The 22972-nt window shown below is 66.5% G+C and carries 11 protein-coding genes; 1 reads left to right on the top strand and 10 read right to left on the bottom strand.

Features of this window, described 5'->3' with window-relative positions; translation table 11 throughout:
• Nucleotides 1-21 precede the first annotated feature (21 nt).
• Nucleotides 22-951, bottom strand: a complete 930-nt coding sequence (locus tag KIH78_RS07320) for an endonuclease domain-containing protein (RefSeq protein WP_236034497.1) — start codon at nt 949-951, stop codon at nt 22-24.
• A gap of 298 nt (nt 952-1249) precedes the next feature.
• Between KIH78_RS07320 and KIH78_RS07315 the strand changes: the two genes are divergently transcribed.
• Nucleotides 1250-1693 (top strand): hypothetical protein, encoded by a 444-nt coding sequence (locus KIH78_RS07315; RefSeq protein WP_219131829.1) that lies wholly within the window; start codon nt 1250-1252, stop codon nt 1691-1693.
• 157 nt (nt 1694-1850) lie between these two features.
• Here the strand turns inward: KIH78_RS07315 and KIH78_RS07310 are convergent, their stop codons facing one another.
• From KIH78_RS07310 to KIH78_RS07240, 9 genes are all read right to left on the bottom strand, one after another.
• Complete coding sequence (locus tag KIH78_RS07310) at nt 1851-3122, bottom strand: Nramp family divalent metal transporter (protein WP_219131869.1); 1272 nt, start codon at nt 3120-3122, stop codon at nt 1851-1853.
• Between the two features lie 323 nt (nt 3123-3445).
• Nucleotides 3446-4282 (bottom strand): HNH endonuclease family protein, encoded by an 837-nt coding sequence (locus KIH78_RS07305; protein WP_219131828.1) that lies wholly within the window; start codon nt 4280-4282, stop codon nt 3446-3448.
• An 82-nt stretch (nt 4283-4364) separates the two neighbouring features.
• Entirely contained in the window at nt 4365-5219 is an 855-nt protein-coding gene (locus KIH78_RS07300; RefSeq protein ID WP_219131827.1) for an aldo/keto reductase, read from the bottom strand.
• Between the two features lie 265 nt (nt 5220-5484).
• Nucleotides 5485-12129 (bottom strand): Ig-like domain-containing protein, encoded by a 6645-nt coding sequence (locus KIH78_RS10640; protein ID WP_338024127.1) that lies wholly within the window; start codon nt 12127-12129, stop codon nt 5485-5487.
• 540 nt (nt 12130-12669) lie between these two features.
• Nucleotides 12670-15447, bottom strand: coding sequence for a glycosyl hydrolase 53 family protein (locus KIH78_RS07260; RefSeq protein WP_219131826.1), 2778 nt, complete (start codon nt 15445-15447; stop codon nt 12670-12672).
• 212 nt (nt 15448-15659) lie between these two features.
• Entirely contained in the window at nt 15660-18464 is a 2805-nt protein-coding gene (locus tag KIH78_RS07255; protein ID WP_219131825.1) for a family 43 glycosylhydrolase, read from the bottom strand.
• 312 nt (nt 18465-18776) lie between these two features.
• Complete coding sequence (locus KIH78_RS07250; protein WP_219131824.1) at nt 18777-19832, bottom strand: LacI family DNA-binding transcriptional regulator; 1056 nt, start codon at nt 19830-19832, stop codon at nt 18777-18779.
• Nucleotides 19833-19897: 65 nt separating this feature from the next.
• A complete protein-coding gene (locus KIH78_RS07245; RefSeq protein WP_219131823.1) occupies nt 19898-22036 on the bottom strand; it encodes a beta-galactosidase in 2139 nt (712 codons plus the stop codon).
• Between the two features lie 190 nt (nt 22037-22226).
• On the bottom strand, nt 22227-22972 hold a 746-nt coding region (locus KIH78_RS07240; protein ID WP_219131822.1), incomplete at its 5' end, for a carbohydrate ABC transporter permease.

The following is a 22972-nucleotide window of genomic DNA, read 5'->3' as shown; positions in this document are numbered from 1 at the left end:
CCAATCGGGCAGAGGCGATACTCACCGCAACGCACGGGCGGCAAGTCTGGACAACCGTTCCAACGGCATGGCGACGACATGGAAGTCGAACGCCGCACCGCGCGTCGCAAGGGCCCGGGCGACATGGAACGAGAATTCCGCCTGCGAGGCCTCGTCGGCGAACGTGGAGGCATTCGCCTCCAGAATGATCCAGCCCCGACCTCGCAACGGATTGCGCTTCGCCTGGTCTCGCCGCCATTGCCGCTTGTCCACGCGATGCTGGTCGCCGTCATACTCGACGGCCACACGGTGTTCCGGCCACGCCATGTCCAGGGTCATGGCGGCTCCGGATTCGAACCGCATGTCCGGCACCACATAATTGGTCCGCATCACGGGGATGCCATGCCGGCGCAGCATGAGATGACCGCGCGATTCCTGCGGCGACGCCACGTTCGGCATGATCAACGGCAATGCGAGCCGGCACCTCGCGATGCCGTTGAATTGCGTCATGCCGTCGACCAACGTCACGAACGACCGATGCGCATCACCAGCGTCGGCATCATGGGCGGCCAGCCGCTTGGCCTCGACCACGGAATCACCGAGAACGATCAGGTCTTCAAGGGAGACATGGACCGCCATCTGCGCCCACGTCTGAAACAGATCCAGCGCGTAGACGTGCCGGTTGATCCTCACGATGGCGTCATCGCCGACGCCCTTCCATACGTGCGCCTGGGCGTACGGCGTCCTTACCCGGTTCCTGCGCCGCTCCGAGCTTGACACCGTGTGCAGCATCCGCGGGTCGAGGTCGAAACTCGCCGGCACCGGCACCTGCTGCAGCATCAGCGATGTGGTCATGCCGAACAGCAGCCGCCGGTCGAGACGCATCGCCTCCTCGACGCACAGCCTTGTGACCTCGCGCTTGCGCTGCGCCAGGCTCTCCTGCATCGACGCCGCAGCATCGACGGTGTTCATGTCATCCATATTCGGACCGTATCGGTTCGCCGCCATCCATCATGATGATTTCAACGAATGTGGATAGAGCCCTCGTAAATCTTCACAATTCGGTTGACGGCCTGAACCGGATGCCATGTGCCTCGAAGGCACCACCCCCCGGAGACACCGCCCCTTAAATACCCACCCGTTAGCACTGAATACACGAGACAAAAACCATGTATTTAACAGACAATATTCCATCCATATATGCCATCATCTGATATACAATTATCCTTGTAATTACTCAGGAAATAGACAAACAATCAGGGAGACTATTATGGCATCCGCATTGCAGGGATTCGAGGAAGTGCAATTGGTCAAGCCGATCGGCAAGACCGTCATGACCTTCACCAGCACCGCCATCCGCTTCAACAAGGCCACCGCGGAGATCCTCGGATACCCCGCCTACGTGAAGGTGCTCGTCAACGAGAAGACCCGTCAGGTGGCGATCGTCCCCACCACCGCCAAGGCGGAGAACGCGGTGAAGTTCAGCAAGCCGGAAGGCAAGCAGGCCAGCTCCGTGAACGTCAAGGATTCCGCGCCGATCGCGGCCCTCGCCAAGTTCTTCACACTGTCCGAGGCGCCGGAGGGTGAAATCGCCTACCAGCAGGTCACCGGCACGTTCCATGCAGACGACAAGGCCGTCATCTTCGACGCGGACGCCGCCGTGGCCGGCACGATGAAGCGCCGCGGCCGCAAGAAAGCCTCTTCCGCCGCCTGATCGGAGTCCGCCCAATACCACAAAGTACGACCGTTGCCCGCCGACGCAACCACGCCGGCGGGCAACGGTCGTAAAGCCCCGGACATCCGGCCTGTGAACCGCACCGGCCTGTGACACATCCGGCCCATGAACCGTGCCGCCCCTAGGCCGCGCCGAATCACGCGATGCCGGCGAACGTCAGCCCGATGAGCAGCACGTTCAACGCCACAATCAACGCGGCCACACCCACGAAGATCGCATGCTTCGCCGGCCCGTCCACGTACCGGCCCATGAGCTTCCTGTCATGCGTGTACCGCAGCAGCGGGATGATGGCGAACGGAATGCCGATTGAAAGAATCACCTGGCCGATCACCAACGCCTCCGTGGGGTTCGGCGCGAACCAGAGCACCACGAGCCCCGGCACGAGCGTGACCACGCGGCACGCCCACATCGGTGCCTTGATGCGCAGCAACCCATGCATGATCTCCGAGCCGGCATACGTGCCCACGGATGTGGAGCTCAGCGAGGAGGCAAGCAATCCCACGGAGAAGATGGTGCCGATCACCGGGCCCAGCACCGAGACGATGGCCCGCTGCGCCCCCTCGATGGAATCGGTGCCCTGCACGCCGTACAGGGAGTTCGCGGCGAGGATGAGCAACGCCAGGTTCACGGTGCCGGCGAGCAGCAGCGCCCACACCACATCGATCTTCGAACCGTGCAGCAGCTCGCGCGTGGTGGGCCGCTCCTGACCGCCCGCGTAATGGTCGTTCACCAATGTGGAATGCAGGTAGATGGCGTGCGGCATGACCGTGGCACCCAGCATGGACGAGGCCATGAGCACGGAATCCGTGGTGGTGAACCGCGGAATCAAGCCGCCCAGCACGTCCACAGGGTTCGGCGGCGCGATGAACAGTCCAGCGATGAACCCGAACGTGATGACGAGCAGCAGCGCGATCACCATCTTCTCGAACATGCGGTGCGTGCGCCCGCCCTCGAACATGAGCAGCACGGTGGACACGGCGCCGATGACCAGACCGCCCACGAACAGCGGCAGGCCGAACAGCAGCTTCAACGCGATGGCGCCGCCGATGAGCTCCGCTAGATCGGTGGCGATGGCGATGACCTCCGCCTGCATGAAGAACATGAACCGTCCGCCGTCGCTCATGCGCTCGCCCAGCAGTTCCGGCAGCGATTTGCCGGTGACGATGCCGAGCTTCGCGGACTGGTATTGGATGAGCACGCTCATCGCATTGGCCACCACGAGCACCCAGACGAGCAGGTAGCCGTATCGTGCGCCGGAAGTGACGTTCGCGGCCACATTGCCCGGGTCCACGTAGGCGACGGCCGCCACGAACGCGGGACCCAGGATGCTGGCGAGCGAATGCCCGTGACGGACCACGCCGGCCTCATGCCGCGCCGCCTGACGTTCCTTCTCGATCTCCGATTCCACCCGTTCCGGCCCGCCGGCGAGCACATAGTCGCGGTGCTTGTCCGCGCTGTGCCGGCGCCCATAGCCTTTACCGGCGGCCCCCGTGGCCGCGGCACGCACCGCGTGCCCGCGCCCGTAGCCCACGCCCTGACGTCTCGCGTTCGCGATGGTCGGATCGTTGGTGTCCTTGGCGCCTTCCACCACACGGTCGTCGTTCAGTCTCTGCTGTTGCTTCTGCACGTCCACATCCCCTCATGTATCCGCGCAACGGTATAGCGCACCCGTGTTACCGGACGCAACCGACGGACCATCGCACATCGCACGACGCGACGCGACGTGCGGCGTCACCGGTCCTTCGGGACCTCCTCGCCAGGGCAGCCGTGCAACACGGCGAGCATCGCATCCTTCTCGGCGGTCGTGACGGACAGGCCGTACTTGGCCTTCACGCCGATCTGACGCGCCACGTAATCGCAACGGTAGTCGCCGTTCGTCGGCAGCCAGTACGCGGCCGAAGCCGACCCCTTCTCCTGGTTGGCCGGACCGTCCACGGCGAGCAGATTGTACGGGTCGTTGCCGTACCGGTAGCGTTTCGCCGTGTCCCAGTCGCGCGCGCCGGACTGCCACGCGTTCTCCAACGCCACCACGTGGTCGATCTGCACGGCGGTGGACGTGTGCACGCCGCGCGTGAATCGGATGGTCTTGCCGGTGTATGGATCGTCGAGCGTACCGGATTTCACCGTGCATGCGTCATGTCCGGTCAGGCCTTTGAACGTGACGTCCTTGAGGTCGCGTGCGAGGATGTCCTCGCGGATGTCGCAGCCGTTGCCGTCGTCGTCGGTCTCGCGATAGCCGAACGCGTCGCGGTCGTAGCCGGACGCGTTCTGTCCGTCGTCCACGGCGAGCGTGTTCAGCACGTCGACGGCGGGGCCGGACGCCGCCGTCTCCCCCGTCACCTTGGCGAGGGTCGGGCTGATCTTCGGCAGCCCGATGCCGGCGCTCACGCCCGCGATGACGGCGATGACGAGCAGGATGAGCAGCCGTTCCGTCAGGCTCGTGCCGGTGAAGCGGCGACGGCGGAAATGCGTGCGACCGCCGCGCGGGCCGTACGAACCGTACGTGCCGCGGCTGCGGGAACTGCGGGAACGGTAGGAGTTGCGGTAATTACGCGAGTTACGGGGCATGGTTCCTTGACTGTAGGCGTAGAGGTGTCCTGAACGACGTGCGCCCCGGACGGGACCGGGGCGCACGGAGGTGAATGATGCATCACGCGTAGGTGAAGGTGAGCGGATCGTGGCCGGCGCGGGTCGGGCCGTCGAGCTCGTCGATGGCGGCGTGCTCCTCGGGCTCGAGCACGAAGCCGAACAAGTCGAGGTTCTGCTTCTGACGGTCCGCATGCACGGACTTGGGGATGATGATGGTGCCGTTCTCGATGTGCCAGCGCAGGATCACCTGCGCCGGGGTGACGCCGTGCGCTTCGGCGATGCGTTCGATGGTGCCGTCGCCTGCGTTGAGGTCGGCGCCGCGCGCCATCGGCGAGTAGGCTTCGACGGCGATGCCATGCGCCTTGCAGAACGCGACGACCTCGCGCTGCTGCCACGTGGGGTGCAGCTCGATCTGGTCGACCGACGGCCATTCGCCGGTCTCCTCATGCAGACGCTCGAGATGCTCGGGCAGGAAGTTGCACACGCCGAGGGTCTTCACACGCCCCTCCTCACGGAGCTTCGTGAACGCCTTCCAGGTCTCGCCGCTGCGCCAGTCGAACGGGGTGGGCCAGTGGATCATGTACATGTCGACGTAGTCCACCTGGAGTTTGGCGAGGGAGTCATCGAACGCCTTGAGTGCGGAATCGTAGCCCTGCTGGGAGTCGCGCAGCTTGGTGGTGAGCCACAGCTCCTTGCGCTTCTCGCCCGTGTTGTAGCCGGTGGCGGCGAGCGCGAGGCCCACGCCGGCCTCGTTGTTGTAGCCGGCGGCGCCGTCGATGTGGCGGTAGCCCGCTTCAAGCGCGCTTTCGACGACGGGCGTGACGCCGTCGTCGTCGATGCGTAGCACGCCGAGACCGATCTGCGGGATGAGATGTCCGTCGTTGAGGGTGATGCGAGGCACATGGATGGTGGTCATGAGAGCTCCTTAGGTCTTGTGCTGCATATGACTGTACTGCATCGGACGGTCAGCGCCTGCCAGCACCCCATTGGCGAAACAACCAGTCAACAATCCGCCAGCCTGCTTCGCGGAATGGCTCCCCAGCGAAACGACACGGACATATGATGACGGCCCGTTTCGCGGAGACTCCTCCCCGTGAAACGGACCGTCATATCAGTGCCGGAGCGAATCGGCAATGGGCCCGGCGACTGTCAGCCCAGTCGCCGATCAGCCCATCCGCCGATCAGCCCAGTCGATCACGACCGTGGCGACGCACCGCCAACGCGGCACCGCCAACGGCGAGCGCAGCCAGCACGAACGCCGCAACACCCATCACGGACGCGCCGGTCCTGGACAGGCCGGCCGGACGTTTACCGGTGTCGGTCTTCCCATCCGAACCCGAACCGGCCCCACCGCCGGGGTTGTCCGTACCGGGATTGTCCGTACCGGGCTTATCCGTACCGGGCTTATCCGTACCGGGCTTATCCGGATCCGGATCCGTCCCGGACTGCCCGTCCTTCGCCTTGACGGTGACGGTGCGCTTCGCGGTGGCCTTGTTGCCGGCCTTGTCGGACACGGTGTAGGTCAGCCGGTATTCGCCGGCGGTGGCGGTATCCACCGCGCCCTCAACGGTGATCGAGCCGGTCAGGTCGCCGTCCACGTCGTCCTTGGCACTGACGCCGGCGAGCGGATCGAACGCCGCGCCGACCTCGATGGTCGCGTCATCCACGCCCGTGAACACCGGCGCGGTCGTGTCCTTGTCGGACGGGTCGGGCTTATCCGGATCCGGCTTATCCGGGTCCGGATCCGGCGTCGCATCGTCCTTGACGGTCACTTCGAACGTGGCGGATACCACGTGCTTGGCGTCGCCGCCCACGGCCATGGACACGGTGACGGTCTGCGTCCCCGGCTTGGACGGGTCGTAGCCGCTGTACGTGAGCTCGCCGTCCGTGGCGGACAGCGGCGCGGTGGTGCCGCCTTCGAGGAGCCGGCGCACGGCGATGCCGTCCGTGGAGAGCTCCTCGCCCTTGGCGTATTCGGTCTTGGTCGGACCGCTGACCAGGGTCAGTCCGGTCACGGCGGAGTCCGGGGCGTCGACGCGCACGAGCGAGAAGTCGTCGAGCACGGCCCATCCGCCGCCGTCCTGCTTCACGCTGAAGCCGACGGTGACGACGCCGTCCTCACCCACGTGCACGGGCTGCATGGTGGGGTTCTTCCACTCATATCCGCCGTTCACCTGGCCGGGCAGTTCTGCGCGCACCGCGTCGCCCAGGGGCGAGCCGTCGACGGATTTCGCGTACAGGCGGATGTCGTCGTTCTTGCCGGTATCGCCGGTGAGCCAGCCGGAGAACACGTACCAGCCTTCGGCCAGTCCGGTCACCTGCTGTTCCATCGTGAAGTCCATGGCGGAGGCGTTCCATGCGTCGAGGCTCTTCTTGCCTTCATGCAGGTTGTTCGCCTTGTTCTGGGCCTTCACCCTGACGGAGCCCTGCTTCTGGTTCCACGTGGGCGTCCAGGAGTCGAGGTCGTTCTCGAAGCCGCCGTTGGCGAGCAGGTTGTCGCCGGGCAGCGTGGGGTCGGTGACGGTCACGGTGAACGTGGCGGTCTTGCCGGCGGTGTCCGCGGCCTTGGAGGTGACGGTCACGGTCTTGTCGCCGGGCAGGTCGGCGTCGAAGCCGCTCACCTCGTACTGGTCGTCCGCGAGCGTGCCGAGCGTCTTGCCGCCGACGGTTTCGGAGACTTCCAGTCCGGTGGTGTCGAGCCTGTCGCCGATCACGTACGCGGTCTTGGCGGGCTGCTTCGTCACGGCGATGCCGTCGGCGGCCGCGGGCGCGTCGCCGGTGACGGTGACCTCCACATCGGCTTCGAGCGGCTTGTCGCTGTTGTAGAGCGTGGCCTTCACGTGGATGGTGGCGGTGCCGCCGGCGAGCGCCTTGACGACGCCTGTCGTCTTGTCGACCTGTGCGACCTTGGGCGCGTTGGTCGTCCATTCGACGGACTTGAGCAGCACGTCGCCGTCGCCGCCGGTGCTCTTGGCGGTGAGCGCGAGCGTGTCGCCCACGTTCAGGTTCGCCTTGCCTCCGGTGAGGTCGTTGCCGTCGCCGTCGGTGACGACGAAGAACTCGGAGGCTCCGGGCGTGTTGGTGATCTCCACGGCGATGTCCGCGTATACGTTCGGCGACTGCTTCGAGGCGACGCGCACGGTGGCCTTGGCGGGTTTGACCGCGTCGAGGCCGTCGTAGTACGTGACGGGCGCGATGACGCCGTCCGCGCTCACGGTGATGATGTCCGGGTTCAGCGACGTGTAGGTCACGTCCTGGCTGTATCCGGCCGGTTCCACGGTGGCGGTGACCTTGCGCGTGGCACTGAGCGTGTCCTTGATGGGCACGAGCTTCACGGTGGTCGCGCTGGGTTTGACCGCACTGGCGGTGGGCTGGGCCGCGTAGACGGCGAGGTTGTCGAGCCTGGTGGTCCAGTTGAGCGTGCCGGCGCCGCGGGTGCCCCACAGTTGGATGCCGGCGAGGGAGCCGTCGTAGTCGACGCCTTCGGCGAATGGCACGGTGTGGGTGGCGGTGAGTTTCGCGTCGCTCTTCGACGTGACGGTGAACGTGATCTTCCGTGCGGCGAAGTCGAGTTCGACGTGCACGTTGTACCATGTGTCGTTCTTGTCGAATCCGCTGCCTACGGCGGTGGCGTCCGTCAGCGGGCTGTTCGTGTCCTTGGTGGACGACTGGCCGCCGGTGGCGTAGACGAGTTCCGTGCCCGCGTTGGTCTGCAGGCTCAGGTAGCGGTGGTTGGAGCCGTCGACGAGCGTGAGGAACGCGCCCTTGGAGCCGGCGGGTGCGCCCACGTTCCAGTCGGCGTCGAACACGACCTTGTCGTTGGAGACGGCCGTGGCGAACGTCTTGGACGTGGCGCGGCCGCCGGAGCCGCCGCCGGAGATCTCGAGCACGTGGCCGGAGGCGTCGTCGGAGTCCACGGAACCGTCGACGACCTTGGCGCCGAGCTGGCCGCCGTAGTTGGCGAACCTGCCGAATCCGGCGTTGCTGCCCGCGTCGCGGTTGTCGAAGCTTTCGGACACGGTCGGGACGTAGACGGTGGCCTTGTCGCTGTGCTTGCCGTCCTTCGTGGTGGCGGTGATGACGGCGACGCCGGGCTTCACCGCGGTGACGATGCCGAACGCGTTGACGGTGGCGACGGATTCGTCGCTGGACGTCCAGTCGACGTCGGTTTCAGTGGCGTCGTCGGGCGTGACGGCGGCGGTCAGCTGCACGGTGGCGGTCTTGCCGTCGGGCTGTTCGCTGAACGCGTCGGACTTGAGCCACACCTCGTGACGGTCGAGCGTGACGCCGGTGGCGGCGACCGCGTCCTTCTGCACCTTGACGACGAGACTGTCGGTGTAGCCGCCGTTGACCGTGGTGACGGTGACGGTGGTCTCGCCGATCGCATGGCCGGTCACGGTGCCGTCGGCGGCGACGCTGGCGATGGACGGGTCATCGGACTTCCAGGTGACGGACTTGTCGTCGGCGTCGTCGGGCGTGACGAGCACGTCGAGACGCTTCGCACTCCCCTGCTGGAGGGTGAGCCTGTCACGTCCGAGCGAGACGCCCTCCACCTGGACGGGCACGGCGTGGACGAGCACGCTGGCCTTCGCGTCCGGATTGTCGTCGGACGTGACGGTGACGGTGGCGTCGCCCTCGCCCACGGCGGTGACGTTGCCGTCCTGGTCAACGCTGACCGCGTCCGGATCGGACGAGCTCCACGTGACCTTGTACAGGGTGGCGTCCTTCGGGTTCACGGTGGCCTTGAGCTGCGTGGAGCGGCCGTGGCTGAGCGTGATCGGGTCGGTCTTGTCGAGCGTGACGGACTCGACGGGCGTCTTGGTGGCGTCGACGGTGAACGTAAGGCTCGCCTTGCCGTCCGCGGAGGTCACGGTGACCTTGGTGGATCCGGCGTTCTTCACGTCGAGCTGCACGACGGAGCCGTCGTCGACGCGCTGCTCCATGCGGCCCTTCGCGGTCTGCCAGGTCTCGCCGAAGAACGTGGCGACGTCGGTGTCGGAGGAGGTGAACGCGACGCTCCGGTCGCTCACGCCGTCGGCGAGCGCGGCGGACATGTCGACGTGGTCGAGGGCCTTCGCGGCGACGACGTCGCCGTCATGCACCTGCTTGCCGCCGACGGTGACGGTCAGGTCGTCGGCGGACGCTTCGGTCGCGTCCTTGACGGTGACGCGCGCGGTGGCCTTGGCGCCGCCGATCGTCGCGGTGACGGTGGCGGTGCCGGCCTTCACGCCGGTCACGAAGCCCTGCGGCGAGACGGTCGCGACGGACGGGTCGCTGGACCCGTACGCGATCGCGTCGTCGGACAGCACCGCGCCGGTCGGCTGGACGGTCGGCTGGAGACGCCGGGACATGCCTCCCGCGGTGAGCGTGAGCTCGGATTCGTCGAAGCCGATGGCGGTCGCCTTGGCGGGCGTCACCTCGTAGCGGCCGTCGGCGTAGCCGTTGTCGTTGCTCAGCGGCGTGGTCACGTCAGCGGTCTTCGTCTTGGCGACGCCGCGGATGAGGTACGCGTACATGGAGTCCATCATGTCGCCGGCCTTGCCGGCCTCGGCGCTGCCCATCTCCTTGATGTTCGGGTCGCCGTTGTTGAACATGATGCGCTGGTTGACGTCGGCGGAGCTGCCGTCGGCGCTGGCGGCGCCGGGCGTGGGGATCCAGTCGGTCTCCCAGTAGTAGAATCCGCGCGTGCGCCCGTACGGGTTGGCGGCGTCGAGCGGGGCCTGCATGTAGTCGAGCAGCCAGTTGTACTGGCCGTTCGGGCTGCCGTCGTAGGCGGCCTGCGTCATCTGGCTGGTCTGCTGGTCGAACGTGGCCTTGTAGCGGGTGAAGCTGTAGCCGGCCTCCACGTTCACGTAGTCGTGCCGACAGTGGGCGTCGCTCGTGTTCATCGCGTTCGAGAACTTGATGATGTTGCCGCTGGAACGGCCGCCGTACAGGGAGTGCGCCTCACCATCATATTCGGCGCCGTTGGCGGACAGGCCCTCGTACAGGTTGAACGCGTAGGTCGGATCGTAGCCGTTGTTGGTGTGCACGTACGTGGGGATGCCGGGAGCCACGTCCTTGATGGCCTCGTAGGAGGCGGTGATGATGGCCGCATGGCCTTCGCTGGTGGCGCCTTGGGCGACGGGCCTGATGAGGCCGCCGTCCTGCTCGTTGCCGGTCTTCACGCCGGCGAGGTTCACATGCCTGTCGACGAGTTCGGTCATGAAGTCGTGCACGTAGTTGTACACAATGGCCTTCATGTGCTTGAGGTCCGAGTTGGAGTAGGTGCCGTCATAGGCCTTGTTGAGCCATTCGAGCGGCGTGTACGCCTTGGCGGCGCTGATCCAGGAGTCGGAGTAGTGGAAGCTCGGCAGGTAGCTCATGCCGAGTTCGGTGGCACGCACGCCCAGTTCGGCGGAATGCTCCTTGTCGAAGTAGCCGCCCTGCACCATGCGGTACGGCATGGGGTTGCCGTCCGGGCCGTTCCAGCTCTGGTACATCTTCTGGGGGTTGGCCGTGCTCGTGTAGGTGTCGTTGCCGGCCTGCACGAAGATCATGTTGGTGATCGAGTTGACGCCGTGGTTGGCGAGGATGTTCAGGCAGTCCTGCTGGACGCCGTTGGCGAAGTACTTGCCGCCCTTGTCCTCGATGACCGGCAGGAACGAGACGTCCGCGCCCTTGGCGACGTTGGCGTCATGCATGGCGAACAGGTCGAGGTTGTCCACCCACGCGCCGTCCTGGCCGTTGCCGGTCCACGGGTCCTCCACGTACGTGCCCTTGCTGTTGTGCAGGGTGACGGACTTCGTGTACGCCTCGTCGTGCACGGTGTTCGCGTACACGGTGACCTCGTCCGTGTTACCGGTGGTGAACACCACGCTGACGAGCGAGTAGCCGGTGGTGCCGGAGGGCGCCTGGCGGAGCACCGTGCCGTCCGCGCCCTTGACGCCGATGTTGATGCGGTCGCCGGTGGATTCGCGGTTGACGAGCAGACCGTCCTGGCCGCGCCAGTTGCTGTGCGTCTCGGTGGAGAACGTGTCCTGCCTAGCGACCTTGGTGCGTGCGGTGAGCACGTACTTGGTGTTCGGCGTGACCTTCACGGTCTGGGCGAGGGTGGCGCCGGCGCCGAGGCGCATGGCCTTGGAGCCGGTGTCCGCGTCGGTCTTGTCCGCCACGGTCACGTCGCCGGTGGTGGTCCAGCCGTCCGTACCCTGTTCGAAGTCCCAGTTGCTCACGGTGTTGGAGTCGTCGGAGTCGAGCTGGAGGTTGAGGGCGTCGACGGCGAGCGCGCTGCCGCCCGCGGTGATGGTCACGGTCATCTGGCCGTTGTAGACGAGTACGTTGCGGTGCGAGGTGGCGGTCCACTGGCCGGCCTTGAGGTAGGCGTCGAGCTTGAGCACCGAGTTGGGGCCACCGGTGTCCGAGACGGTGAGGTTGGCGGTGTTCCTGCTCGCCGAGCCCTTGACGTTGAGGTTCAGCGAGTAGCTGCCCTGCGGGATGCCGGTGATGGTGCGGGTGATGGAGGCGCCTGCGGCGAGGTCGGCGTAGTGGTCGCCTTCGGAGGCGCCGCCCTCCACGGTCTGGACGTCGCCCTTGGCGGTCCAGCCGTCCAGGCCGGATTCGAAGCCCATGTTGTCGACCGGGCGGACGGTGGCGCCGGCCGCGGTGTTGGTCACATCGGCGTTGGCGTTGGCCGCGGTGCCGACGGCGAGCATGGCCAGTGCGGTGGCGGCCGCGGCGATCACGCCGATCGCCTTGCGGGACATGCGCGGTGCGGCGGAGATGGCGCTGGTAGTGGCGCCGTCGGTGGTGGCGTGCGGAGCGCCTCCGCGGGTTGATGCCGCCACGCCCGATGCCGATGCGTGGTCGGGGCCCGATGGCGCGGACGCCAGAAGCCCGTCGCATTCCCGATCCGCCGTCCGATGTCGCGCAGCCAACCTCCCGATCGACTGTGTCTGGGTGTTCCGTTCATTGCTTGTCGCTCCCTCGTCGTCGTGCCCATAAGGTGCGTCATGAACCGGCTCGACACCGTCATGTATGTCCTGATTCCCTTACGAGCTCCTGTTGCTCTCCTCCGATGCACCCGGCGGTCACTGCATTGCCCGTCAGGTGGTACAGCTGTGTACCATACGGGACTTCACTCTAGCAGGGCGACGCCTTAAGGTCAACCGGTGTACCACCGTAGCGATTCACAGCCGCCAAGCCTCCCCAGCGAAACAACCAGTCAGGAATCCGCCAGCCTGCCTCGCGAACCGGCCTCCCAGCGAAACAACCCGGACATACGATGACGGTCCGTTTCGCGGAGACCACTCCCCGTGAAACGGACCGTCATATCAGCGCCGGAACGAATCGGCGATCAGCCCAGCCAATCGCCGACCCATCAGCCGCTACCGGCTACGCCCGCGACGACGCAGCTCCAGCGCAGCACCGCCGGCCGTGAGCGCGGCCACCGCGAACACCACGGCGCCCGTCACGGACGCACCGGTCCTCGAAAGCCCCTCGCTCTTGGCGGACGGCTTCTTCCCGGCGGACGGCTTCGGCTTGTTCGCTTCGGTATCCGAACCGTCGCCCGAACCGTTCTCACCCGAACCGGAACCATCCGTACCGGAACCGTCCGAACCCTCGCCCGAACCGGACTTGGCGACGACCTTCACCACATACGATTCGGACACGTCCGGATTCGACGCAAGCGTGACGGTGACCTTCGCGGCGTCGGAGGCGGCGGAGAAGTCGTACGAAAGCAGGAACTCACCGAAGCCCAGCTCGACGTTGCCCATGCCGGCCGGATAGTTGCCGACGACCTTGAGGTCCTTCGCCGGATCGATCGCCGCACCCACCGTGTATTCCGTCTTGGACGGCGTGACGGTGAGGCTGGTGATCTCCTTGGTGGCGAGCGAACCCAACGCGGCGTCGACGAGCGAGGTCACGTCGGCCACGTCCTGCGCGGTGTAGGCGCTGCCGGCGAGCAGCACGTCCGCGGCGGCGAGCGCCGCATCCAGCTTGGCGAGCGACTCGTTGGTGTACCGGTCGCGGTCCACGGCCTTCGCCTTGGCGACCGCCGCGTCGAGTGCCGTGGTGTCCGGCTTGGCCGGGGTCTCGACCTTCTTGACGAGCGAGACCTTGTCGACGTTGCCCCACGCCTTGGCGGGCAGGTCGCCCTTGATGGTGACGGTCACAGTGCCATCGGCGCCCACGGTGACGGGGACTGTGGCGGTGTCGAACTTGATCCAGCCGTTGAGTTCGAGCGCGTCGGACGTGGTCTTGCCGCCGGCCGCACCGTCCGAACCACCGTCCGAACCCGAACCGCCGGTCGACCCGGTCGTGGCGGACAGGGTCAGTCCGTCCGTAATGGACGAGTTGTCCTCGGCTGCGCCCTGGCTCATGGCGCTGAGCACGTATTCGCCGGGTTCGAGGCCGGTGATGGTCCGGGATGCGGTGAACGAGAACGCCTTGTCGGCCCAGAATTTGAGCGCGCGGGTGCCGTCGGCGGTGTTGCCGGTGTCGGTCGTGATGGAGGCGCCGGTGCCGGTGATGGTCCAGTTCTTGTCGTTGGCGGGGTTTTCGAAGCCGCCGTCGACGATGTAGTCCGTGGCGGAGGCGGCGGTCACGGTGATGGTGGCCGTCACGTCGTGCCCGGCGTTGGTGATGCCGGACACGGTGTACGTGCCTGCGCCGCGGATCCAGTCGAGCGCGTCGGCCGACCAGGTGACGGTTTCGGTCTCGCTGACGCCGTCCTTGTACCATGCGGTCACCTCCTTGGGGAGGCGCGCCTTGATGTCGGCGACGGGGTCCGTGTCGGCCGCGACGATCGACACCGGATCGATCTTGGAGAACACGTGGTCGGTCACGGCGCCGGTGTGGATGTAGCTGAAGATGGGCAGGGAGGCGAGGGCCTTGCCGTCGAAGTCGAACAGCGCCTGGTTGTCCACGCCGGAGCCGCCCCAGTATTTGCCGGCGTCGTTGGGATCGTATTCGCCGGCGGCCTTGGTGGCCCAGCCACCGCCATACGTGTCCCACTTGGCGACGAGGTCGGCGTTGTCCTTGCCGCCGGTGCCGACGGGCACCCAGGCGGGCTCCCAGTAGAAGACGCCGAGGCCGTCGTTGGCGCCGTCGCCGTCGTTGTCGCCCACGTTGTTGACCGCTTCGGCCACGGCGCGGATCTCGTCGGCCTGGCCCTGCGGGCTGATGTCGTACTTCTTCAGGTCGGCGGCGGCGACCTTCTCGGGCACGGTGTTGGAGTCGCCGTCGCCGTCGTCGAGCGTGTACGCCCAGGAGGTTTCGGCCACCATCACGTCCTTCTTGTATGTGGAGGCGACCTGCTTGAGCACCTTGGTGAGGTTGTCGGTGGTGCCGTGCCAGAACGGGTAGTAGGAGCTGGCGAACACGTCGTAGTCGACCTTGTGGCTGTCGAGCTGCTTGGCGTATGTGGCGTAGGTGCCGGCCTTCTCCGGGTTGGTGAAGTGGATGGCGACCTTCGCCTGCGGCAGCACTTCGCGCACGGCCTTGGATCCGGCGGAGAACACCTTGCTCATGCCGTCCCAGCCGGAGATGCCGGCGATCTTGGCGGTGGTCTCGTTGCCGACCTGCACCATGCCGACGTCGACGCCCGCGTCCTTGAATTCGGTGAGCGTCTGCTTGGTGTAGTCGTAGACGGCCTGGGCGGTCTTGTCGGCGTCACCTTCGAACGACTTCCATGCCTTGGGCGCCTGCTGTTTGCTGGGGTCGGCCCAGAAGTCGGAGTAGTGGAAGTCGACGAGCACCTTGAGGCCGGCCTTGGTGGCGCGCTTGGCCATGACGAGGGCGCGTGCGGCGTTGACGTTGCCGCCGCCGTAGCCTTGTCCGTCGGCGGTGAACGGGTCGTTCCACACGCGCAGGCGCACGTAGTTGACGCCCGATTCCTTGAGAAGGGTGAAGAGGTCCTCCGCCTGTCCGTCCGCGTTCTTGAAGGTGACGCCGCTTTCTTCGAGCGAGAGCATGGAGGAGACGTCCATGCCTCCGATGAAGTCGTCGCTCAATCCGTCGATGGCTTTGACGGTCACGTCGGCTTTGACGGGTCCGTTTTCGGCGGCGTTGGCAGGCAGGATGGCGAAGGCGCCGCCCGCGCAGACGGTCGTGGCGGCTACGGCGGACGCGACGATGCGTCGCCATGTGGTGCGTTGGTTCATGGGGTTCCTTTGGTGCGTGATGGTTGTCGGGTTGTCGATGGCTGACGACGGCCGCCAATGGTCGCCGTCATCAGGCAGTTGTGCAGAGGTACGGGCCGTACGCCCGTGAGGTCTCCGATTCGGATGGTCCGGTTGGTCCGGCCGCAGGAGAACCGGGTTCCGGACCGTCCGTCGTCGGGCGGTCCGGAACCCGGTTCTTCGGTGGGCTGATGTCAGTCGCGGACGCGACGACGCAGCTCCAGCGCGACGCCGCCGGTGGCGAGCACGGCCAGCGCGAACGCCACAGCGCCCGTCACGGACGCGCCGGTCTTCGGCAGGCCCTCGCCCTTGGCGGACGGCTTCTTCGACGGCGTCGGCTTGGCCGCGTCGTCGGCGGAACCGTCGCCCGCGCCATCGCCGGAACCCGGCTTGGACGGGTCGGTGGAACCGCCGTTGTCGCCGGAGCCGTCGCCGGTGCCGTCACCCGAACCGTCGCCGGAACCGCCGTCGGACTTCGCGGCGACCTTCACGGTGAACGTGACGGTCTTGGACGGATCGGCCTTGGACGCGACGGTGACGGTCACCGCATCGGACGCCGCGGAGGAGTCGAAACCGGACACCGTGTACTCGTCGGAGGCGAGCGGCAGGCGCACCTCCTTGCCCTGGCCGTCGAGGTAGACGGCGGTGACGGCCAGACCGGACGGGTCGAACGCGTCGCCCACCGTGTACTCGGTCTTGGAGGGCGCGGACGCGAGCTCCAGCGCGGAGACGGCGGGCGCGGCGACCTGCTTGAGCGAGAAGTCGTCGAACGACGCCCACGCGCCCTTCGTGGCGGTGCGGACCGACAGGCGTGCGGTCAGGTCGCCGCCGGCGAAGTACACCATCGTCTTGGACTGGCCCCACACGTACGCCTTGGGGTTGGACGGGTCGGTGCCGGACAGCGCGACCTTCGAGGAGCCGAGCACGTCCTCGCCGTTCAGCAGGTCCAGGGTGATCTCGTCGAACTGGGCGGGGTCGCCCTCGGACCAGCCGGACAGCTCGTACCAGCCGGCGGGCAGGTCCTTCGCGGTCTGGGTGAGCGCGTAGTCCTGCGTGCCGGAAGTCCAGGAGCCGAGCGCGTAGCCGCCGTCATGGGCGTCCTTGTTCTTGACGCCCACGGCCGCGTTGTTGACGCCGTTGCGGCCCGTGATCGTCCATGCGCCGTCGCCGAGCGAGCCCTCCTCGAAGCCGCCGTTGACGAGGCGTTCGCTGGAGTCGATGGACGGGGTGTCCGGATCCGGGTTGTCCGGGTCGGTGGTGCCGCCGTTGTCGCCGCCGTTGCCGTTGTCGCCGTCGGAGCCGTCGGCGCGCACGAGAGTGACGTCGTCGGCGCGCAGCAGGTCGCCGGCGTTGCCGTCCACGCTGATGCCGACGACGGCCTCGCCGCCGGAGACGGTGACGGGCACGCTGGTCTCCACCCACTTGCCGCCGGTGGATTCGGCGAGGCTTGTCTCATAGGTCTTGCCGCCGGAGACCGCATACAGCGTCGCCTCCTTGAGGTTCTTGGTGCTCATGTGCTGCACGGACAGCGTGTATTCTCCGTCGGGGAACGCGAAGCGCGCGGGTTTGACGGTCTGCTCGATCTTCGCGGTGTACGCGGAGGCGGAGTTGAACTGGAGGTTGTAGTCGCCCACGCGACCGGCCTTGTCGGCGTCGTTGTAGACGGCGGCCGGGTTGGTGCGCGTCCATCCGGCCAGGTCGGGGATGTTCTTGCCGTCCTTGTCGTTGTAGCCGTTCACGCCGAGCGGGACGCGGTCGGCCTCGAACGAGCCGTTGAGCACGTAGTTGTTGTCCTTGCCGACGGCCCATTCGCCGGTGGCGGCGTCAAGCGACCACTGGCTCATCGAGTTGAAGCTGGGCGTGCCGTCCGCGGAGAAGGAGAGCGGGTTCCACTGGTTGTAGCCGAGGCCGTTGCCGGCGAAGTCGGCCCAGCGGTCGCCCGCATGGATCACGGTCTCCTGCTTGCTGCCGTGCACGGTGTAGTAGAAGCCGGTCTGGGTGATGTGGCCGAAGTCCTCGCGGCTACCGTCCATGATGACGGTGCTGTTCGTAGGCGTGTAGGGGCCGTAGATGTTGTCCGCCACGAGGTAGTGGATGCGGGAGGAGTCCCAGCCAAACAGGTCGGAGGACGCGTAGTAGTACTTGTTCTTGTACTTGAACATGGCGTTGCCTTCGCGGCCCCTGCCTTGGTAGACCTTCGTGGGGTTGAGGAGGTCAACGCGGCCGTCCTTCTCGCCGATCTGCGCCACCCACTGGGAGCCGCGTCCGGAGCCGTACGAGTAGATGAGGTAGCCGGTGCCGTCGGTGTCCTGGAAGACCGACTGGTCGCCGGTGTTGGTGGTGCCGAGGCCGTAGTCCTTCATGTCGAGGCGGCGTTCCGCGGTGAACGGGCCGGTGGGCGTGTCCGAGGTGGCGAGGAGGACCTTCTTGTCGAATTTCTTGCCGGAGTCGTCGGTGGGCATCTCATGCTGGATGAGCATGGCGTACTTCTTGAGCGACTTCACGTAGGCGACGCCCATGCGGCACACCCAGCCGGCCTTGCGGCCGCCGAAGTCCGCGGAGAAGGCGTCGGCCTGCTCGCGGGTGAGCGCCTGGCCCTCGTTCTTCCAATTGACGAGGTCGGTGGAGCTGTAGACGTCCACGGACACGAACGTGTTGCTGTTGATCGGGTCGGTGGGCTTGGCCGCGTAGGTCTCGGCCTCCTTGAAGTGGACGCCGTACCAGTAGTGGAGGGTCTTGCCCGTTGCGGGATCGGTGAAGTCGAAGATGCCGCCGCCCTGCGAGTAGATGGGGTTGCCGTCCGTGTCCTTCCAGAACGTGTCGTTGGTGATGGTGGGCGATGCGGTGGCTGCCGTGGTTGCGGCGGCGGTTGCGGCGGTTGCGGCGGCTGTCGCAGATGCGCCGCTTTCGGCGGCCGTCGCGGCGCCGGCGCCGGCGAACGCCATGCCCGATGCGATGGCGAGCGCGGTCACCGCTTTCATGAGATGCCGTAGTGTCATGGTGTGATTGCTCCTTCGCACGCGATGGCGCGGTTCTCCTCCGAACACCCGGCCGGGAGCGCCTCTCACTGCATTGCGAGGCACCTCCGGTCGAGTGGTACAGCTGTGTACCATACGAAACGGAATCCTAGCAGGCCACGCCTCTATGGTCAACCGGTGTACCACCGTGTTGTGCAGCCCTGCCGAATCAACACGTCACGAAACCGACCAACCACCTCGCAAAACCGCCCCTCCGCGAAGCAAATAGGACAGAATCGACCGAACCGATTCACGGAGAGAACTGCAAGCGAAGCAACCCGTCAGCCACCACCCCTACCGCGTCGAGGCGCGAGCCACCACACCGGACTCACCGGTGATGAGCTGCGGCTTCACCACGTCGCCGCGGATGCGCCCGAGGATGCGTTCCACGGCGGTGGGCGCGATCCATTCCAAGCGGGAGTCCATGGTGGTGAGCGGGATCTGCAGGTATTCGGCCTCTTCGGAGTTGTCGAATCCGATGACCTGCACGCTGCCCGGCACGTCGATGCCGGCGGCGCGCAGCGCGGCGATGGCGCCGATGGCGAGCTGGTCGTTCAACGCCACGACGCCGTCGAACGGCACGCCGGAGTCGATGAGCCGCTGGGTGACGCGCGCACCCACGCCGATGGTCCAGGTCAGGTCGGTGGCGCCCACGAGGCGCGGGTCGAGCGTGATGCCGCGTCGCATGCTCTCTTCGAGGATGCCGCGTAGTCGCTGCTGCGCGTTGCCTTCCTTGGCGGCGAGCAGGGCGGCCTCGTCGTAGTCGCCGCGCGCGCCGACGACGGCGAGACGCGTGGAGCCGCGGTCGTACAAATATCCGGCTGCGGTGGCTGCGGCAGCCACGTCGTCGGTGGTGACGCGGTCGGCGAGCCCCCAGGTGGTGCGCGAACCGACCACGACAAGCGGGAAGCCGACGTCGAGGTCGTCGGGGGTGATGGTCTCCACTTCGCTCATGGAGAGGATCATGCCGTCGGACACGGTGGTGTTGAACCGTTCGAGCAGGTTGCGCGCGCCTTTGGCGGAGCCTTCCGCGTAGGTGGTGACGTACACGGAGTAGTCCTGCCGGCGTGCGGCGTCGATGACGCGGTTGGCGAGTTCGGCGAGGTATGGGGGCGTGAGGGAGGGGACGGCGAGGGTGATGAATCCGGTGTGGTCACGGTTGAGGTTGCGTGCGGCCACGTTGACACGGTAGTCGAGGTCTTTGATGACGCGCTCGACTTTGGTGCGCGTCTCCTCGCTCATGCGCCCGGTGTGGTTGATGACGTTGGAGGCGGTTTTGAGCGAGACGCCGGCAGCCTGCGCCACGTCGCGCAGCGTGACGCGCTTTCTGGCCGTCTTCGTCTCACCCATGCCGTTCGCCTCCATTGTTCTCGCACCGAACATCGGACCACGCCATTCTACCCGTTCGCAGGCCGTCAGCCTAGGGGCGTCGCGGTTTTGGTGACGAGCACGCCGTTGCGTCCGATGACGTAGGCGCCGGATGCGTCCGGAGCGTTCTCACAGGGTTCGCTGCGGTGGGCGACGACCGGTTCACCGGCGACGCCGGTCACGGTGACGGGCCGTCGGGTGCGGTTGACGCGGAAGTCGAAGCGGACGGAGCCGTCCGGCGACACGCGTGTGGTGTGGATGATCTGCGCGGCGAGGTCCACGTCCGTCGCATCGTCGCCTGCGACGAGGCCGCGCACGTCGGCCTCGTCGAGGAGACGCGCGATGTCGTGGCGGTCGAGGTCGCAGCCGACGTACAACGCGACGCCGTCGCCGTAGGGGTGGCGGACGATGGCGGGCGTGCCGTCGAGCTCCCATTCGTCGGCCGCGTCGCCAGCGTAGGCGGCGATGACGGTGGCGTCGGGCGCGACGGAGGTCACGTCGTTCTGCCAGAGCCGGGTGGTCAGGCCGTTCGTGAGGGTGACGGCGTCGGGTTCGCCTTCGGCTTCGGGCCCGAGGATGTTGCATTCCTCGGAACGGATGCCGAGCATGCGGCGCAGGAGGCCGTCGCCGGCGCCCGGGTAGCCGCCGAGCCAGGTGCGGAAGTGTTCGTCGATGAGTCCGGTGGCGTAGCCGACGACGACGTTGCCGCCCTGTTCCGCGAACCGTACGATGCGTCGCGCGTCTTCGGCGGACAGGACGAGCACGGTGGGCAGCACGATGGTGCGGTAGCCGCTCCAGTCGTAGGCGAGCGGGACCACGTCGGCGCGCAGGCCGGCGTCGAGGAAGCCGCGGTACCAGTCACGCACGTCGTGCCAGTGGTTGAGCTTCATGCTGGGCAGGGTTTCGGAGCGGGTGGCCCATTCCGATTCGGCGGAGAAGAGGATCGCCGTGTCCGCATGTTCGAGTTCGGCGCCTTGCAATCCGGCGGCGGAGAGGGTTTCGAGCGCCTGTCCGAGTCCGCATACGCCGCGGAAGACCTTGCTGTCCTCCCCCGCGTGCGGGAGCATGGCGGAATGGAACGCTTCGGCACCGGAGGCGGATTGGCGCCATTGGAAGAAGTTGATGGCGTCGGCGCCCATGGCCACGTGGGCGAGGGCGTCGCGGACGAGTTCGCCGTGGCGTTTGCGCGCGTTGAGCGGCTTCCATTGGACGGCGGACGTGGAGTGTTCCATCACATACCAGGGTTTGCCGAGCGCGAGGGAGTCCATGAGCGCGTCGGAGCAGACGAGTTCGTCGAGGTGGGATTCGCCTTCGTGGAAGTAGTGGTCGTTGGAGACGAAGTCGACCTCGCCGGCCCACTGCGCGTAGTCCATGGTGCATTGGTCGGTGGAGACCATGAAGTTCGTGGTGAACGGCTTGTCGGGGCAGATCGCTTCGATGGCGTCGCGTTCGGCCTTGTAGAAGTCGAGGAGCATGTCGTTGCCGAAGCGCTCGTAGTCGAGCTGCTGGGCGGGGTTGACCATGCTGTCGCCGCCCATGTGGCGCGGCAGGAGAATCTCCTGGAACGTGTTGGCGTGCTGGGACCAGAACGCGGTGCCCCATGCGCGGTTGAGCGCGTCAATGTCGCCGTACTTGGCCTGGCACCATGCGCGGAAGGCTTGGAGGGCGTTGTCGGAGTAGTCGTAGCGGTTGTTCCAGCCGTATTCGTTGCCCATGTGCCATGCGGTGACGGTTGGGTTGTCCTTGTAGTGTTCGGCCATCTTGCGGCACAGGCGCAGCGCGTACTCCTTGAACACGGGACTGGTGGGCTGCCAGGATTGGCGGCTTCCTGCGTTGATGACGTGCCCGTAGCGGTCGATGGGGAGGACTTCAGGGTGCGTTTCGTACAACCACAGCGGCGCGGAGGCGGTGGCTGAGGCGAGGTCGACGGCGATGCCGGCCTTGCCGAGCTTGTCGATGACGCCGTCGAGCCAGTCGAACGTGAATTCGCCGTCGCGCGGTTCGATGCGGTCCCAGCTGAAGATGGCGAGGGCGACGGTGTTGACGTGCGCCTGCCGCATGAGGCGGATGTCGTCGTCGATGACGTCGTCCGGCCACTGGTCGGGGTTGTAGTCGCCGCCGTATGCGATGCCTGCGCCGTTGGGGGTGAGCAGCGCCGGCCAGCGGAATGCTCTGCGGGTTGTCATGTCATGTCCTTCGTGTGCGCGTGACGTCTCCGGGGTCCGATGCGTTTGGTCCGGCGGGAACGTCTGGTGCGTGTGTGGTCCGGGGATGCGGCGCCGAGGCCGTGCGTCTCCGTGCGATTGGTGGTCCGATGGCGTGGGGCCGTCGCCTTTGCGGCGGCCCCACGCTGCGGTCCGATTGTGTATTGTGCGGTCATTCTTTGACGGCGCCGGCGGCGAGTCCGGACTGCCAGTACTTCTGCAGGCACAGGAACGCGATGACCAACGGGATGATCGTGATCAGCGACCCCGTGATGACCAGGTTCTGGATCGCCTGGCCGCCAGCAGTCGAGGCCTGGTCCTTCCACTGGTTCAGACCGATCGTCAGCGGATACCAGTCCGCGTCCTTCAACATGATCAACGGCAGGAAGTAGTTGTTCCACGTCGCCACGATCGTGAACAACGCCGTCGTCACGATACCCGGCGCCAACAAGGGCAAGCTGATCGTCCAGAACGTGCGGAACTCCGACGCCCCATCCACGCGCGCGGCCTCCAGCAGTTCGGTCGGGACGGCCTGCTCGCTGAAGATCCACATCAGATACAAACCGAACGGGCTGATCAGGCTCGGGATGATCATGGCCCACGGCGTGTTCGTCAGGCCCAGCTTGGCGAACAGGAGGAACTGCGGGACCGCCAACGCGATGCCCGGCACCGAGATCGAGCCGATGATGACCGCGAACACGGCCTTCCTGCCCGGGAACCGGAACTTCGCCAACGCGTACCCGCCCATGATCGCCAGCAGGGTCGCGCCGCCCGCACCCACCACCACATAGAGGATCGTGTTGACGAGCCACCGGCCGAAGATCCCGTCCTGGTACGTGAACACCGTCGCGATGTTGTCCCACAGGGCGAACGAACGGCCGAAGCCGAGACCGAACGTACTGGTGAAGTCCGCCTGGG

This window comes from Bifidobacterium saguinibicoloris (assembly GCF_019331725.1).
GTDB classification, from domain to species: Bacteria; Actinomycetota; Actinomycetes; order Actinomycetales; family Bifidobacteriaceae; genus Bifidobacterium; species Bifidobacterium saguinibicoloris.
This window is presented reverse-complemented; position numbering and strand designations above follow the sequence as displayed.

Excerpts from the sequence above, each read along its gene's own strand:
- KIH78_RS07320 (WP_236034497.1), bottom strand. The coding sequence starts at position 951 with ATGAACACCGTCGATGCTGCGGCGTCGATGCAGGAGAGCCTGGCGCAG.
- KIH78_RS07315 (WP_219131829.1), top strand. The coding sequence starts at position 1,250 with ATGGCATCCGCATTGCAGGGATTCGAGGAAGTGCAATTGGTCAAGCCG.
- KIH78_RS07305 (WP_219131828.1), bottom strand. The coding sequence starts at position 4,282 with ATGCCCCGTAACTCGCGTAATTACCGCAACTCCTACCGTTCCCGCAGT.
- KIH78_RS07300 (WP_219131827.1), bottom strand. The coding sequence starts at position 5,219 with ATGACCACCATCCATGTGCCTCGCATCACCCTCAACGACGGACATCTC.
- KIH78_RS07260 (WP_219131826.1), bottom strand. The coding sequence starts at position 15,447 with ATGAACCAACGCACCACATGGCGACGCATCGTCGCGTCCGCCGTAGCC.
- KIH78_RS07255 (WP_219131825.1), bottom strand. The coding sequence starts at position 18,464 with ATGACACTACGGCATCTCATGAAAGCGGTGACCGCGCTCGCCATCGCA.
- KIH78_RS07250 (WP_219131824.1), bottom strand. The coding sequence starts at position 19,832 with ATGGGTGAGACGAAGACGGCCAGAAAGCGCGTCACGCTGCGCGACGTG.
- KIH78_RS07245 (WP_219131823.1), bottom strand. The coding sequence starts at position 22,036 with ATGACAACCCGCAGAGCATTCCGCTGGCCGGCGCTGCTCACCCCCAAC.